We start from the raw sequence: 15,613 nt of genomic DNA on the forward strand, positions 1-15,613 counted from the left end.
GGATGGGGCTGAGTCTGGCGACGGCGGAGCGGTGGGTGGAGCGCTGGGAGCTCCAGCAGCAGCGGTACGCCGTCGACCGCGAGGAGCGGTTCACGGTGATCGCCGATGTCGTCGAGCACATCACGGCGGGGCGCGAGGGGCGGCCCCTCGTCGTCGACCTGGGCTGCGGGCCCGGCTCGCTGCCGGCCCGGCTGGTGCGGCGGCTGCCGGACGCGGAGATCGTGGCCGTGGACCGGGACCCCGTCCTGCTGGAACTGGGCCGGACCCACCACCCCGACGCGGCCCGCTATGTCGACACGGAGATCGGCGCACCCGGCTGGGCCGACGAACTGGGCCTGGACCGGCCCCTGGACGCGGCCGTCTCCACGACGGCCCTGCACTACCTCGACCGCGACACCCTGCTGCGCACCTACCGGCAGCTCGCCTCGCTGCTGCGGCCCGGGGGCGTCCTCGTCAACGGCGACCATCTCCCCCAGGACGCCGCGGGCCCGGCCGGGATCGCCGCCCATGTCGGACGGTGCCGGGCCGACCGGCAGCGAGTGTTCACCCAGGAGGACTGGGGCTCCTGGTGGGCCGCCCTCTCCCGCGACCCCGAGCTGACCGACCTCCTCGCGGAGCGCCGCCGCCGGGAGGACCCGCTCGACAGCGGTCGCCCCGCGGAGCTGCCCCTCTCGGCCCATCTGGAGCTGCTGCGGCAGGCGGGGTTCGGCACGGCGGGGCCGGTCTGGCAGTACGGCGACAGCTGCGTGGTCGTCGCGGTGCGCTAGGGCCCGCATGGCCCCTTCGTGCTCCCTCGGATGGCGGGTGGCGGCGAGTGCTCGGACAATACACGCAGATGTCGCCCTATATTCCTGCCGCCGTACCGCAGCCCCGGCCGAAGGGCCACGGGCCGTAGCGCCCCCACGTGAGGAGCCACCCCATGACCACCGCCGAGCACATCACGCACGAGAACCACCCGCACGCCCACGGCGAGGACTGCGGGCACGTCGCCTTCACCCACGGCGACCACACGGACTACGCCCATGACGGCCATATCCACCGGATGCACGAAGGCCATGTCGACGAGTGCGCGAACGGCGGACACACGGTGCACCAGAACCACGACCACCAGCACGGCGACGACTGCGGTCATCTGGCCGTGCGGCACGGCGACCACACCGACTACGTGCACGACGGTCACCGGCACGCCGGCCACGAGGGGCACTGGGACGATCACTGAACCCCCGCCAACCCCGCGGTAACGCTGCTCAGGCCGCCAGGCTGTCCCAGTCGACCGTGCGGTCGCACCAGCGCCCGAGCAGGGTGCGGTCGTGGCCGACGGCCAGCAGGGCGGCGCCGCTGGAGGCCCGGTAGTCCTCGACGGCCGAGACCAGGGCGGCGGCCGTGGAGGCGTCGAGCATGGCGGTCATCTCGTCGCACACCAGCAGGCGCGGGCGCAGCACGAGGGCCCGGGCGAGGCAGGCGCGTTGCAGCTGGCCGTCGCTGACCTCGTGCGGCCGTCGGGTCAGCAGGTCCGGGGTGAGGCCGACGACGGGGGTCAGCTCCGCCACCCGGTCGGGGATCTCCTTGCCGCGGCCGGTGGCGCGCAGGGGTTCGGCGATCAGGTCGGTGAGCGGCAGCCGGGGGTCGGCGGAGAGCCGGGCCTGCTGGAAGACGACCCCGAAGGCGGTGCGCAGGGCGCGCGGGGCGCGGTGGCGCCAGTGCCGTACGGGTTCGCCGTCGAGGACGACGGTCCCGGAGTCGGGCCGGTGCAGCAGGGCCGCGACCCGTGCCAGGGTCGACTTGCCGCAGCCGCTCGGGCCGAGCAGGCCGACGGACTCCCCCGGTGCCACGGTCAGGGAGACCTCCCGGACCACCGGCGCGTTCCTGAGGTATCCGGCGGTGATGGAGCGCAGTTCAAGCACGGGCGTCCTCCGCCGGGTGCGGGTGGTGGCAGGCGACCGTGCCCGGGGGCGGCGGGGCGGCACAGGTGTCGGTGGCCCGGTCGCAGCGGGCGGCGAAGGCGCAGCCGTCGGGGAGGTCACCGAGTTCGGGCGGCATACCGGGGATGGGCGTGAAGGCGCGCTCGGGCAGGGCCTGGAGCAGACCGCGGCTGTAGGGGTGGCGTGGCCCCGGTGAGCCGAAGAAGTCCTCGGCGGTGGCCAGTTCGACGATCCGGCCCGCGTACATCACGGCGACCCGGTCGGCGATGCGCTCGGCGGCGGACAGGTCATGGGTGATCATCAGCAGGCCCCGTCCCCGGCCGCCGGACTCCCCCGGCTCGTCGACGTGCCGCCGCAGTTCGTCGGCCGTACGGTCCACCAGGTCGCGGTCGAGGCCGGTGGTCGGTTCGTCGGCGAGCAGCAGAGGCGCGTCGCCGACGAGGGCCAGGGCGGTGGCGGCGCGCTGGGCGAGGCCTCCGGAGAGCTGGTGGGGGTGGCGGTCGAGGTGGTCCGCGGGGAACGCGGCCCGTGCGGCGGCGGCCTCGGCGGCGGCGCGCAGGGCGGCGCGTCCCCGGGTCGCTGTCAACGCTGCGACCGTCTCCTCCAGTTGGGAGCGGACGGTGCGCACGGGGGTGAGGTGGGCGGCCGGGCTCTGCGGTACGAGGCCGATGAGCCGGCCGCGTACGGTACGGGCGAGGGTCCGCTCGTCGGCCGCGAGCAGGTCCAAGTCGCCGAGGTGCGCCGCCCCGGCGGTCTGCGCGTTGCCGGGGAGCAGGCCGAGCAGGGCGGAGGCCAGCACGGACTTGCCGCAGCCGCTCTCCCCGATCAGGGCCAGACACTCACCGGCCGCCACCTCGAACCGGGCGTCGGTGACGGCGGCGACACGACGCCCGCCGGGCATGAGGAACCGCACGGAGAGGCCGCGCACGGACAGCACGGGCTGGTCTTCGGCCGGCACCGCGGCGATGTCGCCCGGCCCGGTCTCGACTCCGGTGCTCACAGCATCAGCTCCGATCGGTGGCGGGGGTTGATCCGCTCCCGCCAGGCTCCGGCGAGGCCGGCGATCGCGAGGGTGGGGACGATGAGGAACAGGCCCGGGAACAGGGTCGGCCACCACTGTCCGGCGAGCAGGGAGCCGCGGGCCGTCTGGATCAGGGTGCCGAGGCTCGCCGTATGGGTGGGCAGGCCGAGCCCGAGGAAGGACAGCGCCGACTCGTGCCACATGGCGTGCGGCACCATCAGCACGGCGGCGAGGGCGGCTTGGGGCAGGACGGCGGGCAGCAGATGCCGTACGGTCACCCGCCACCGGGACGCCCCGCCGGAGACGGCGGCGTCGACATAGGGCCGGGAGCGCAGGGACAGCACCTCGGCGCGGACGATCCGGGCCGTGGACAGCCAGTGGGTGAGCGCGACGGAGATGACCACCGGCCAGACACCGGGGCGGAACATCGCGACGATGAAGATGCCGAGCAGCAGATGCGGCACGGACGAGAACGCGTCGACCACCCGCATCAGGGCACGGTCGGCCCAGCCGCCCAGGGCGCCCGCCGCAGCGCCCACGGCCGTACCGACCACCGTCGCCGTCAGCGCCGCCGCCACTCCCACGAGCAGCGAGACGCGCAGGCCGTAGACGCAGCGCAGCAGCAGGTCGCGGCCGACGTCGTCGGTGCCGAAGGGGTGGGCCCAGGACGGCGGCAGGAGCTTGGCGGCCAGGTCGACGGCCTGCTGGTCGAGCTGGACCAGGGGCGGTACGAGCAGCACGGCGAGGACCGTCGCGCCCACGATGACGGCGGAGGTGCGCACGCGCAGGGCACGGGTGGAGCGGCGTTTCGGGCCGTGCGAGCGCCACCGGGTCTCGGCCGGTGCCGGTGCGTCACATGTCACTGAGCTTCACCCTCGGGTCGAACAGTCCGTAGAGCAGGTCGGCGAGCAGGTTCCCGGCGAGGACGGCGGCCGTGGCCAGGGTCGTCAGGGCGGCGAGCAGCGGGAAGTCGACGGCGGTGGCCGCCTCGACGGTGGCGGCGGCGATGCCCGGCCAGCTGAAGACGCTCTCCACCAGCAGGGCCCCGGTGATGAGTTCGGGTACGCGGGAGCCGATCAGGGTGAGCACCGGCAGCACTCCGGAGCGCAGGGCGTGGCCGAGCAGGACGGTGCGTTCGCTCAGGCCGCGGGCGCGGGCGCCGCGTACGGGGTCCTCGGCGAGGGCGTCGCCGACGCCCTGGCGGACGTAGAGCGTGAACCAGGGCAGCTGGGAGACCGCGAGGACGCCGGCCGGCAGGATGACGTGGCTCGCGACCTGGCCCGCCGTGACCTGTTCGCTGGCGGTGTCGGTCAGACCGCCCGCCGGGAGGACGTCCCACTGGAGGGCGAACAGCCAGACGGCGAGCAGGGCGATCCAGAAGACCGGGGCCGCCTCCAGGGTGTAGGCGAGGGAGGTGACGGTCCGGTCGATCAGCGACCCGGGCCGGCGGGCGGCGAGCACGCCGAGGACCGTGCCCACCAGCACGGCGGCGGCGAAGGCGACCGCGCACAGCAGCGAGGACCACACGAGCCGTTCACCGATCACCTGGGCGACCGGCTGCCGCAGCACGCTGGAGTCGCCGAGGTCGCCGGTGAGCGCGGAGGTCAGCCACTGCCACCAGCGGGCGGCGAAGGGCTGGTCCGCGCCGAGGTTCTCGCGCAGCCGGTCCAGGGTCTGCTGGTCGGCGCCGAGCGCGGCGGTGCCGGCGTAGGCCTTGACGGGGTCGAACGGGGAGGCGGCGGCGATCGCGAAGACGCCGAAGGTGACGACGAGCAGGACGGGGACGGCGAACAGTGCCCGCCGCCCCGCCAGTCGTGCCATCGCTCCCCAGGGGAGGCGGGTCACTTCTTCGGCTGCCAGTCCTCGATGTTCCACCAGGGGCCGCTGGCGAAGCCGTGCTCGTGCGGCTCCAGCTGGGTGCCCAGGTCCTCCCAGCGGTCGGCCAGGACGTAGAGGTGGTCGATGTGGGTGAGGAAGGTGTAGCCGGGGTCCATCACCAGGGCGCGCTGGAGCTTGTCGTAGGCGGCCTTGCGCTCCGCCGGGTCCTGGCCGCGGCGGCCGGTGTCGAGGGCGCGGTCCACGGCCGGGTTGTCGTAGCGGGCCATGTTGTTGAAGCCGTCGCCGGCCAGGGAGGAGTGCAGCAGGGTGTACAGGCCGAAGTCGGGGTCGCCGGTGCTGCCGAAGCCCGCGAGGACGGCGGTGTTCTTCATGCGCGGCTCGATGACCTCCCAGGTGGCGCTCTCCGCCTTCACCTCGATGCCGGCCTTCTTGGCGTCGGAGGCGTAGGCGAGGGCGTGGTCCTGGCGGACCTTGTCGCCGGAGGGGTACAGCAGCGTGAACGACGCCCGCTGTCCGTCCTTGGCGCGGATGCCGTCCCCGGCGGGCTTCCAGCCGGCCTCGTCCAGGATCTTCTTGGCCTTGCCGAGGTCCTGGTCGCGCTCGACGGCCTTGGTGAAGGCGGGGTCGTCGACGGGCAGCGGCCCGTAGGCCGGGCGGCCGGCGCCGTCGAGGATCTTGTCGACCATGGCCTCGCGGTCCACGGCGGCGTCGAGGGCCCGGCGGATCGCGCGGTCGCCGGTGACCTTGTTCGGGGTGGGGAGGGTGACGGCCCGGAAGTCGTAGGACTTGGCGTCGTACGTGCGCTTGCCGTCGTCGCTCTTGAAGGTGGCGGCGAGGTTGGGCGGGAGGACCGCGCCGTCGAGGTCGCCGGAGCGCAGCCGGGTGGCGCGTACGTCGTCGTCGGAGATGACCGCCATGGTGAAGGTCTTCACCTTCGGCTTGCCGCCCCAGTAGCGGGGGTTGGCCTTGAAGGTGAGCTTCTCGCCCTTGCTCCACTTGGACAGGACGTACGGGCCGGTGCCGACCGGCCGGGTGTTGAAGGTGCCGGTGTTGGGGTCCTGCTCGCCGGCGATGTGCTCCGGGACGATGGGCAGCACGGTGCGGGCGGCGAAGGCGGCGTAGGGGTACTTGAGGGTGAAGACGACCTTGTCGTCGCCGCTCGCCTCGACCTTCTTGACGGCGTCCAGCTCGCTCTTGAAGGTGTTGTTGGTCTTGGCGTCGAGGGCGGTCCGGTAGGTGTAGACGACGTCGGCGGCCGTCAGCGGCTCGCCGTCGCTGAACTCCACGCCGTCGCGCAGCGTGTAGGTGTAGGTGCGGCCGCCGTCGGCGACCTCGGGGAGCGCCGCCGCGAGGGCCGGCTTCAGCTTGAGGTCGGCGTCGTGGGCGAGCAGCCCGTCGAAGATCTTGGAGTTGCCGTCCTTGCCGTAGCCGAGCAGCGGGTTGAGGGTGTCCGGCTCGGAGGCCACCCCGATGACGACGGATCCGGACTTGGCGTCGCCCTCGCCGCCGCCGCTGCTGGGGGCCGAGCAGGCGGTGACCGCCGCGGCCAGTGCCGCCGTGGCGGCGGCTCCTCGTATCCGACGGGTCGACATATGACCTCACCCCGTTGTTGCTCTAGTCACGTTCTTGCACAGGCCTCGCAATTAAACAGTCAAGGAGGGCCTCCGCGCACCACCGCGGTGCGGGAGGCCCAGGTCACCGGCTTCCGCTCAGCCTCGGGACAGGGTGATGTCCCGTCCGTGGACCGCGTGGAAGCTGGGCAGCGGCAGGCCGCTGAAGGTGCGCAGTTCCATCAGGGTGGCCTGGACGTGGGCCGCTCCGGGAGCGAGCGCGCCCGGCTTGGGCCGGCCCGTGTTGACCCAGCGGTGCTTCACGCCGTCGCACACGGCCCGGGTGCCGCCGATGCCGTAGCGGGTGGTGGAGGCGCCCTGGCTCACGGAGGAGCTGACGAAGACCGGGCCGACGGCGCTCCGGCAGCGGTAGGTGCCGGAGAGGGTGACGGTGCCGTCGGCGGTGATGCGGCCCACCGCGTCGACCGTCACGGCCTCGTACGGGGCCGCGGCGGAGGCGGTGGCGGGTGCCGCGGTGGCACCGGTGAGCAGGAGCAGCGCGGCACCGGCCGTCGCGCCGAGCAGGGGACGTACACGCATGGGGGGAACCTCCCGAAATGAGTGGTTTTTTGTTCCACTCGTACCCGGCGCCCGGGCGGACGCCCGTACCCCTCACTCCTTCGGTGGCGAATCCGCACCGGCCGTCGTGGAACCGTCCGGGGAATGTCCGGGGCGTGTCACGCTTCCTGACGGGCCGTTCCGATGAGTTCGAGTCGGGAGCATGGTCTGTACGTAAGAGTCATACGAATCCTCCGGATGGCCCTACCGACGTGGAGGTGCGCCATGTGTGCCCACCAGACCCAGTGCCCCGCGACCGACTCCCTTGCGGCGCATGTCGTCGCCGCCCACCCCGAGCAGGGCTGGAGCCTGCTGTGCGACGGGGCGATCGTCTTCGACGACACCGGTGAGCTGCTGCCGGACGGCCGCGTGGTGGAACCGCACCGGGTGACGGCCGGGCTGACCGTCGCGGCCTGAGAGCGGCCATAAGGACCCCTAAGGCAGCACCGCGAAGCCGTCGAGCTCGACCAGCGCCTCCTCGTCCCACAGCCGGACGACCTCGACGACGGCCATGGCGGGGTAGTCGCGCCCGGCCGCCTCGCGCCACAGCCGTCCCAACTCGGGGGCGTGCGCGCGGTACGCGGCGACGTCCGTGGCGTAGACGGTGACGCGGGCGAGGTCGGACGGGGTGCCACCGGCCGCCGTGAGAGCGGCCAGCAGGTTCGCCAGCGCCCTCGCGAACTGTTCCGGCAGCGTCGCGCCCACCACCTTGCCGTCGGTGTCGAGGGCGGTCTGGCCCGCCAGGAACACCACTCTCGACCCGGAGGCCACGACGGCGTGGGAGAAGCCGGTCGGCGGGGACAGCTCGGGCGGGTTGACGCGCTCGGTGGTCACCGGGCCTCCTGGTGGGCGTACAACTCGGCGTACAACTCCTTGGCGATGATGCCGCGTTGCACCTCGCTGGCCCCTTCGTAGACGCGGGGGGCGCGCACCTCGCGGTAGAGGTGTTCGAGCAGGTGCCCGCGTCGCAGCGCCCGGGCGCCGTGCAGCTGGACGGCCGTGTCGACGACGTACTGGGCGGTCTCGGTGGCGAGCAGTTTCGCCATGGCGGAGCGCTGGGGCACGTCCGGGGCGCCCTCGTCGTAGGCCGTCGCCGCCGCGTAGACCATCAGCCGGGCCGCCTCCGTGCGCAGGGCCATCTCGGCGACCTGGTGGGAGACGGCCTGAAGGTCCTTCAGCTTGCCGCCGAAGGCGTCCCGCCCGGCGGTGTGGGCGAGGGTCGCGTCGAGGGCGGCCCGGGCCATGCCGACGGCGAAGGCGCCGACGCTCGGGCGGAAGAGGTTGAGGGTCCCCATCGCGACCCGGAACCCCCGGTCCACCTCACCGAGCACGTCCTCGGCCGTCACCGGTACGGCGTCGAAGTCGAGCGACCCGATGGGGTGCGGGGAGAGCATGTCGAGGCCCGTGCCGGTCAGGCCCGGCCGGTCGGCGGGCAGCAGGAAGGCCGTGACACCCCGGGCCCCGGCGTCGGGGGCCGTCCGGGCGAAGACGGTGTAGAAGTCGGCCTCGGGGGCGTTGGAGATCCAGCACTTCTCGCCGGTCAGGCGCCAGCGGTCCGGGCCGTCCCGGTCCGCCCGCAGGGCCAGCGCCGCCGCGTCCGACCCGGCGCCCGGCTCGCTCAGCGCGAACGCCGCGACCGCGGTGCCGTCGGCCACCCGGGGGAGCCAGCGGGCGCGCTGGGACTGGGTGCCGTGGGCGTGGACCGGGTGGGCGCCGAGGCCTTGGAGGGCGAGGGCCGTCTCGGCCTCCGTGCAGCCGTGGGCCAGGGACTCGCGCATCAAGCACAGATCGAGCGCGCCGGATGTGAAGAGCCGCCCGAGCAGGCCCAGTCGGCCCAGTTCGGCGACCAGGGCGCGGTTCACATGACCCGGTTCCCCCTTCTCTGCGAGCGGGCGGAGCCGCTCGGCGGCCAGGGTGCGCAGCTCGGCACACCAGGCGAGTTGTGCCGGTTCGAGCGAGAATGCGGTCATTGCCGGTCCCTTCTCCGCCACCCTGCTTCCCGGCTGGGCCACTCCGAGGCTATCGCGGACCGTTGACTGTCGTCACCAACACGATACGCTCCAGGGGCGAGCCCACCACGCCAAGGGGGCGAACCGTATGAATCCACCGGACACGGCGCACATCGACACCTTCAGCCGCGACCATCTGCCACCCCGGGACCACTGGCCCGAGCTCCGCTTCGACCTGCCGGAGCTGCGCTACCCCGAACGGCTCAACTGCGCCGCCGAACTGCTGAACGGCCCTGAGGACGACCGGCCCGCCTTCCTCACCCCCGCCGGTGACCCCTGGACGTACGGCGAGCTGCGCGCCCGGGTCGACCGCATCGCGCACCTGCTCACCGCCGACCTCGGCGTCGTCCCCGGCAACCGGGTGCTGCTGCGCGGCCCCACCACACCGTGGCTCGCGGCCTGCTGGCTGGCCGTGCTGAAGGCGGGGGCCGTGGCGGTCACGGTGCTCGCCCAGCAGCGCCCGCACGAGCTGCGCACGATGTGCGAGATCGCCCGGGTTCGGCACGCGCTGTGCGACATCCGGGCCGTCGACGACCTCGCCAAGGCCGAGATCCCGGACCTGCGGATCACGACGTACGGCGGTGACGCCCCGGACGACCTCCTCAACCGGCAGGCGCCCGGCACGCCGTACGAGGCCGTCCGGACGGCGGCCGACGACGTGGCGCTGATCGCCTTCACCTCCGGCACCACCGGCCGCCCCAAGGGCTGTATGCACTTCCACCGGGACGTGCTGGCGATCGCCGACACCTTCTCCCGGCATGTGCTGAAGCCCCGGGCCGACGACGTCTTCACCGGCAGCCCGCCGCTCGGCTTCACCTTCGGGCTGGGCGGTCTGGTGGTGTTCCCGCTGCGGGCCGGGGCGAGCGCCCTGCTGCTGGAGCAGGCGGGTCCGAAGCAGCTGCTGCCCGCCATCGCCCGGCACCGGGTCTCCGTGCTGTTCACGGCGCCGACGGCGTACCGCGCGATGCTCGACGCGCTCGACGGCCACGACGTGTCGTCCCTGCGCCGCTGCGTCTCCGCCGGCGAGAACCTGCCCGCGGCCACCTGGCAGGCCTGGCACGAGCGCACCGGCGTGCGCGTCATCAACGGCATCGGCGCCACCGAGCTGCTGCACATCTTCATCTCCGCGGCCGACGACCGGATCCGGCCCGGGGCGACGGGCGTGCCCGTACCGGGCTGGCACGCGCGCGTGCAGGACGCGGAGGGCCGGCCGGTGCCCGACGGGCAGCCGGGGCTGCTCGCCGTGCGCGGACCGGTCGGCTGCCGGTATCTCGCCGACCCGCGACAGCGGGAGTACGTACAGGGCGGCTGGAACATCACCGGCGACACCTACGTCCGCGAACCCGACGGCTACTTCCGCTACGTCGCCCGCGCCGACGACATGATCATCTCGGCCGGGTACAACATCGCCGGACCCGAGGTCGAGGACGCCCTGCTCAGGCACCCGGACGTGCTGGAGGCGGCGGTCGTGGGACGGCCCGACGAGGCGCGCGGGCAGGTCGTGGTGGCCTACGCCGTCCTCAAGGAGGGCGCGCAGCGGGACGCCGGGGCGCTGCGCGACTTCGTGAAGAGCGAGCTGGCGCCCTACAAGTGCCCGCGCGAGATCGTCTTCCTGGACGTGCTGCCGCGTACCGCCACCGGCAAGCTCCAGCGATTCCGGCTGCGTACCGGAGGGGTCCCGGACGGCGGACCCGAAGACCAACGGGATTGAGCCGTACGACCTAAGATGATCAACGTGTCCGACCAGCATGCACCACGGTCTCTCATCGTCACGCTCTACGGCGCGTACGGCCGCTTCGTCCCGGGCCCCGTGCCGGTAGCCGAACTGATCCGGCTGCTGGCCGCGGTCGGTGTGGACGCCCCGTCCGTCCGCTCCTCGGTGTCGCGGCTCAAGAGACGCGGACTGCTCGTGCCCGCCCGCACCGCTCAGGGTGCCGCCGGGTACGAACTGTCACCGGACGCGAGGCAGTTGCTCGACGACGGCGACCGGCGCATCTACGCCACGGCTCCGCCCGAGGACGAGGGCTGGGTGCTCGCCGTGTTCTCCGTGCCGGAGTCGGAGCGGCAGAAGCGGCACGTCCTGCGCTCCCGGCTGGCCGGCCTCGGCTTCGGCACGGCGGCACCGGGCGTGTGGATCGCGCCCGCGCGGCTGTACGAGGAGTCCCGGCACACCCTCCAGCGGCTGCGGCTCGACGGGTACGTGGACTTCTTCCGGGGCGGCCACCTCGGCTTCGCGCCGACCGCCGAGGCCGTCACGCGCTGGTGGGACCTGGCCGCCATCGCCAAGGAGCACGAGGCGTTCCTCGACCGCCACGCGCCCGTCCTGCTCGGCTGGGAGAAACGCGAGGACACCCCGCCCGAGGAGGCCTACCGCGACTATCTCCTCGCCCTGGACTCCTGGCGCCACCTGCCCTACGCCGATCCCGGCCTGCCGTCGGCGCTGCTCCCCGGGGACTGGCCAGGGGAGCGCTCCTCGGCGGTGTTCCGGGGCCTGCACGAGCGGCTGCGGGACGCGGGGGCGGACTTCGTGGGGCTGTAGGCCACGTCCCACGGCTCCCACCGCCCCCAGGACACCCGCGCCGCCTTGTTTGGCCCCACCGGGCCACCGGGTACCCGGTGGCCCGTACGGCAGCACCGGACGGACGGCGGAACGCGATGGAACGGCGGGCAGGCCCGACGCGGCCGGCTCTGATCGTGGTCGACATGATCAACACGTACGACCACGCCGACGCCGGGCTGCTCGTGCCGTCCGTCGAGCGGGTCGTGCCCGTCATCGCCGAGCTGATCGCCCGGGCCCGCGAGGTGGACGTGCCGGTGATCTACGCGAACGACAACTTCGGGCTGTGGCGCTCGCACCACGGGGAGCTCGTCGACGCGGCGCTGGCCCAGCCGCACGGCGACCTGATCGAGCCGATCCGGCCGGACGACGAGTCGCTCTTCGTGGTGAAGGCCCGCCATTCGGCCTTCTACGAGACGCCCCTCGCCTATCTCCTGTGGAGCCTGGGCGTCGGACACGTCGTGCTGACCGGCCAGGTCACCGAGCAGTGCGTCCTCTACTCGGCCCTCGACGCGCACATCCGCCATCTGGAGGTCACGGTGCCGAGGGACGCCGTCGCCTCCATCCACCCGCACCTGGCGTCCGCCGCCCTGGAGATGATGGAGCGCAACATGGGCGCCCGGATCACCGACGCGAAGGAGACGGACTTCCCGCTTGCCGCGAGCTAGATGGTCAGCCGCGGTTTTGGCGCGTCCGTCCGGCCCGTCTGGGGCCTTCGGCTGCCCGCGCGGTACGGGGCGGGCCAGTCGACGCCCGGGCCCGTGTAGCCCTGCTCGGCCGCCGCGTGCAGGGTCCAGTGCGGGTCGTAGAGGTGCGGGCGGGCCAGGGCGCACAGGTCCGTGCGGCCCGCCAGGATCAGGGAGTTGACGTCGTCCCAGGAGGAGATCGCGCCGACCGCGATCACCGGGACACCGGCGGCACGCCGGATCCGGTCCGCGAACGGCGTCTGGTACGACCGCCCGTACTCCGGCCGCTCGTCCGCCACGACCTGCCCCGTCGACACGTCGATCGCGTCGGCGCCGTGCGCGGCGAAGGCCCGGGCGATCTCGACGGCGTCCTCGGCCGTGGTCCCGCCCTCGGCCCAGTCGGTGGCGGAGATCCGCACGGTCAGGGGCCGCTCCCCCGGCCACACGTTCCGTACGGCGTCGAACACCTCCAGCGGGAAACGGAGCCGCTTCTCCGGCGAGCCGCCGTAGGCGTCGGTGCGCCGGTTGGTCAGCGGGGAGAGGAACCCGGAGAGCAGATAGCCGTGCGCGCAGTGCAGTTCGAGCAGATCGAAGCCGGCCCGGGCGGCGCGGCCTGCGGCTGCCGTGAACTGCTCACGGATGTCGGTGAGCTGGGCACGGGACAGCGCGCGCGGGGTCTGGCTGTACGGCTTGTACGGCAGCGCGGAGGCGGCCACGAGCGGCCAGTTGCCGTCCTGGAGGGGCTCGTCCATGCCCTCCCACATCAGCTTCGTGGAGCCCTTGCGGCCGCTGTGGCCGAGCTGCACGCCGATCGCGGTGCCGGGCGCCTGCGCGTGCACGAAGTCGGTGATACGCCGCCACGCCTCGGCCTGCCGGCCGGTGTAGAGGCCGGCGCAGCCGGGCGTGATCCGGCCCTCCTCGCTGACGCACACCATCTCGGTCATCACCAGCCCGGCCCCGCCGAGCGCCCGCGCGCCCAGATGGACCAGGTGGAAATCGCCGGGGACGCCGTCGGCCGCCGAGTACATGTCCATGGGCGAGACGACGACCCGGTTGCGCAAGGTCAGCCCGCGCAGCCGGAACGGGGTGAACATCGGGGGCGTGCCGGGCGGGCAGCCGAACTCGCGCTCCACCGCCTCCGTGAAGTCCGGGTCGCGCAGCCGCAGGTTGTCGTGGGTGACGCGGCGGCTGCGGGTGAGCAGGTTGAAGGCGAACTGGCGGGGCGGCTGGTCCAGGTACAGGCCGAGGTTCTCGAACCACTCCAGGCTGGCACGGGCCGCGCGCTGCGTGGAGGACACGACGGGCCGCCGCTCCTCCTCGTACGCGGCCAGGGCCTCCTCCAGGGAGTCCCGCTCCTCCAGGCAGGCGGCCAGGGCCAGGGCGTCCTCGACGGCGAGCTTGGTGCCGGAGCCGATGGAGAAGTGCGCGGTGTGGGCGGCGTCGCCGAGCAGGACGAGGTTGCCGTGCGACCAGCGGTCGTTGACGACCGTACGGAAGGTCGTCCACGCCGAGTTGTTGGAGCGCAGGGGGCGGCCGCGGAGTGTCTCCGCGAAGATCTTGCCGCAGCGTTCGATCGACTCGGTCTCGTCGAGCGCGTCGAAACCGGCCCGCTGCCAGACCTCCTCGCGCATCTCGATGATCACCGTGGAGGCGTCCGGGGCGTAGGGGTAGCCGTGCAGTTGCATCACGCCGTGTTCGGTCTCGGCGATGTCGAAGCGGAAGGAGTCGAAGGGGAAGTCGGTGGCGAGCCAGATGTAGCGGCAGTGGTGGGTGGTGACCCGGGGGTGGAAGACGTCCGCGTAGGTCTCGCGGGTGGTGCTGTGGATGCCGTCCGCGGCGATGACCAGGTCGTGGGTCCCCGGGAGGTCTTTCGGGGCCTCGGTGTGGAAGCGGAGGGCCACGCCGAGGTCGCGGCAGCGGGTGTGGAGGATTTCCAGGAGCCGTTTGCGTCCCAGGGCGGCGAAGCCGTGGCCGCCGGAGGTGTGGCGGGTGTTGCGGTGGGTGATGTCGATGTCGTCCCAGCGGATGAAGTCCCTCTGGAGGGCCTCGTAGACCTGGGGGTCGGCGTGTTCTATGCCGCCGAGGGTTTCGTCGGAGAGGACCACGCCGAAGCCGAAGGTGTCGTCCGGGGCGTTGCGTTCCCAGACGGTGATGTCCCGGGACGGGTCGAGGCGCTTCAGCAGGGCGGCGGCGTAGAGGCCGCCGGGGCCGCCGCCGATGACTGCGACGCGTAGGGGGTGGCTCGGGTCGTTGTGCGGGTGCGGGTTTGTTGTGGTTGATCGCGCAGTTCCCCGCGCCCCTTCAGGGACATTCACTATCGTCCGCTCCATTTCGGGGGGCGCTTTTCCGTGAAAGCCGCGTGGAACTCTGCGTAGTCCTCCCCGGTCATCAGGAGGGCCTGTGTCGAGGCGTCCAGTTCCACTGATGCCGCCAGGGGCATGTCCAGCTCTGCCGTGAGGAGGGCCTTGGTCTGGGCGTAGGCCAGGGCCGGGCCGTTCGCCAGGCGGTGAGCCAGGTTCTGGGCGGTCTCATCGGCGGCGCCGTCCTCCGTCAGTTCGCTGATCAGGCCGATGCGCTCGGCCTCGGTGGCGCGGACCGGGTCGCCCAGCATCAGGAGGCGGGTCGCGTGGCCCAGGCCCACGACTCTGGGCAGGAGGTAGGCCGCGCCCATGTCGCCGCCGGAGAGGCCGACCCGGGTGAAGAGGAAGGCGAAACGGGCCGAGGGGTCGGCGACGCGGAAGTCCGCCGCCAGGGCAAGGACCGCTCCGGCACCGGCCGCCACGCCGTGCAGCGCCGCGATCACCGGGAAGGGGCACTCCCGGACGGCGCGCACCACCTGGCCGGTCATGCGGTTGAAGTCCAGGAGGCCGGCGGTGTCCATGCCGAGGGTGGCGCCGATGATCTCGTCGACGTCGCCGCCGGAGCAGAAGCCGCGTCCCTCGCCGGCCAGCACCAGGGCCCGTACGGACCGCTCCCGGGACAGCTCCGCGAGCAGGTCGCGCAGGTCGGCGTAGGCGCCGAAGGTGAGCGCGTTGAGTTTCTCGGGGCGGGCCAGGGTGACGGTGGCGACACCGTCGGTGAGATCGACGCGCAGATGCTCCCAGCGGGGGGTGCGGGCGGCGGAGCCGGTGAAGGGACTCATGACGTGCGGCCTCCTCGGGCGGGCACTGTCTCACTGAGCTCTACCCCACGAAGCTATCACTCATCCGTGACTGTCGTCATGAGTGCGCGATAGACCGTTCGGGTAGGACTTCCGTGTGGAGCCGGGGTGACCCGGGTCGGTCACATCCGTCACAGATCACCCACACCGGCGTAACGGCGGGAGCAGCGGTGCGCGGCACCGCGTTCACCTGGGTAAGCCGTCCGGCAAGGGGGCGAAGGCGCCCCCGGACGACGGCCCCTCGGACGCCT

Annotated in this window: 16 protein-coding genes; 6 read left to right on the forward strand and 10 right to left on the reverse strand. The window is 73.0% G+C overall.

The genetic code is table 11. From position 1 onward, the window contains the following. The first annotated feature begins 2 nt into the window (after positions 1-2). Entirely contained in the window at positions 3-767 is a 765-nt protein-coding gene (locus NNW99_RS07840) for a class I SAM-dependent methyltransferase (RefSeq protein ID WP_215117976.1), read from the forward strand. Positions 768-919: 152 nt separating this feature from the next. Then, on the forward strand, positions 920-1,219 hold the full coding sequence (locus NNW99_RS07845) for a hypothetical protein (protein ID WP_215117977.1): 300 nt from the start codon (positions 920-922) through the stop codon (positions 1,217-1,219). Between the two features lie 28 nt (positions 1,220-1,247). Here NNW99_RS07845 and NNW99_RS07850 read toward each other — a convergent pair whose 3' ends face one another. The 6 genes from NNW99_RS07850 to NNW99_RS07875 form a co-directional block, all read right to left on the reverse strand. Further along, on the reverse strand, positions 1,248-1,904 hold the full coding sequence (locus NNW99_RS07850) for an ABC transporter ATP-binding protein (protein ID WP_215117978.1): 657 nt from the start codon (positions 1,902-1,904) through the stop codon (positions 1,248-1,250). Further along, a complete protein-coding gene (locus NNW99_RS07855; RefSeq protein ID WP_215124200.1) occupies positions 1,897-2,823 on the reverse strand; it encodes an ABC transporter ATP-binding protein in 927 nt (308 codons plus the stop codon). The genes NNW99_RS07850 and NNW99_RS07855 overlap by 8 nt, the downstream gene beginning before the upstream one ends. 95 nt (positions 2,824-2,918) lie before the next feature. Beyond that, complete coding sequence (locus NNW99_RS07860; RefSeq protein ID WP_215117979.1) at positions 2,919-3,806, reverse strand: ABC transporter permease; 888 nt, start codon at positions 3,804-3,806, stop codon at positions 2,919-2,921. Further along, positions 3,796-4,764, reverse strand: coding sequence for an ABC transporter permease (locus NNW99_RS07865; RefSeq protein WP_215117980.1), 969 nt, complete (start codon positions 4,762-4,764; stop codon positions 3,796-3,798). Before NNW99_RS07865 ends, NNW99_RS07860 begins: the two co-directional genes overlap by 11 nt. A 20-nt stretch (positions 4,765-4,784) precedes the next feature. Continuing rightward, positions 4,785-6,374: an ABC transporter substrate-binding protein gene (locus tag NNW99_RS07870; RefSeq protein ID WP_215117981.1), complete on the reverse strand. Its 1,590-nt coding sequence runs from the start codon at positions 6,372-6,374 to the stop codon at positions 4,785-4,787. Positions 6,375-6,491: 117 nt separating this feature from the next. Beyond that, positions 6,492-6,932 carry a DUF6299 family protein gene (locus NNW99_RS07875; RefSeq protein WP_215117982.1) on the reverse strand — a complete coding sequence of 147 codons (441 nt, stop codon included), beginning with the start codon at positions 6,930-6,932 and terminating at the stop codon, positions 6,492-6,494. 243 nt (positions 6,933-7,175) lie between these two features. Here NNW99_RS07875 and NNW99_RS07880 point away from each other — a divergent pair, with 243 nt between their 5' ends. Further along, entirely contained in the window at positions 7,176-7,367 is a 192-nt protein-coding gene (locus tag NNW99_RS07880; protein ID WP_215117983.1) for a DUF5999 family protein, read from the forward strand. Positions 7,368-7,385: 18 nt separating this feature from the next. On the opposite strand, the gene NNW99_RS07885 is transcribed toward NNW99_RS07880, so the two are convergent. Beyond that, a complete protein-coding gene (locus tag NNW99_RS07885; protein ID WP_215117984.1) occupies positions 7,386-7,784 on the reverse strand; it encodes a RidA family protein in 399 nt (132 codons plus the stop codon). After that, a complete protein-coding gene (locus tag NNW99_RS07890; protein WP_215117985.1) occupies positions 7,781-8,920 on the reverse strand; it encodes an acyl-CoA dehydrogenase family protein in 1,140 nt (379 codons plus the stop codon). The genes NNW99_RS07885 and NNW99_RS07890 overlap by 4 nt, the downstream gene beginning before the upstream one ends. Before the next feature lie 127 nt (positions 8,921-9,047). Between NNW99_RS07890 and NNW99_RS07895 the strand changes: the two genes are divergently transcribed. From NNW99_RS07895 to NNW99_RS07905, 3 genes are all read left to right on the forward strand, one after another. Beyond that, positions 9,048-10,670, forward strand: a complete 1,623-nt coding sequence (locus NNW99_RS07895) for an AMP-binding protein (RefSeq protein ID WP_215117986.1) — start codon at positions 9,048-9,050, stop codon at positions 10,668-10,670. A gap of 15 nt (positions 10,671-10,685) precedes the next feature. Further along, positions 10,686-11,498 carry a PaaX family transcriptional regulator C-terminal domain-containing protein gene (locus tag NNW99_RS07900; protein WP_215117987.1) on the forward strand — a complete coding sequence of 271 codons (813 nt, stop codon included), beginning with the start codon at positions 10,686-10,688 and terminating at the stop codon, positions 11,496-11,498. A 116-nt stretch (positions 11,499-11,614) separates the two neighbouring features. Further along, positions 11,615-12,184 carry a cysteine hydrolase family protein gene (locus NNW99_RS07905; RefSeq protein WP_215117988.1) on the forward strand — a complete coding sequence of 190 codons (570 nt, stop codon included), beginning with the start codon at positions 11,615-11,617 and terminating at the stop codon, positions 12,182-12,184. Here the strand turns inward: NNW99_RS07905 and NNW99_RS07910 are convergent. Further along, a complete protein-coding gene (locus NNW99_RS07910) occupies positions 12,181-14,532 on the reverse strand; it encodes a bifunctional salicylyl-CoA 5-hydroxylase/oxidoreductase (RefSeq protein ID WP_215117989.1) in 2,352 nt (783 codons plus the stop codon). The two genes, NNW99_RS07905 and NNW99_RS07910, sit on opposite strands and share 4 nt — an antisense overlap. Then, on the reverse strand, positions 14,517-15,344 hold the full coding sequence (locus NNW99_RS07915) for an enoyl-CoA hydratase family protein (RefSeq protein WP_215117990.1): 828 nt from the start codon (positions 15,342-15,344) through the stop codon (positions 14,517-14,519). The genes NNW99_RS07910 and NNW99_RS07915 overlap by 16 nt, the downstream gene beginning before the upstream one ends. Between the last annotated feature and the right edge of the window lie 269 nt (positions 15,345-15,613).

Origin of the sequence: Streptomyces sp. CRCS-T-1, from assembly GCF_024442335.1 — a bacterium.
Taxonomy (GTDB): domain Bacteria; phylum Actinomycetota; class Actinomycetes; order Streptomycetales; family Streptomycetaceae; genus Streptomyces; species Streptomyces koelreuteriae.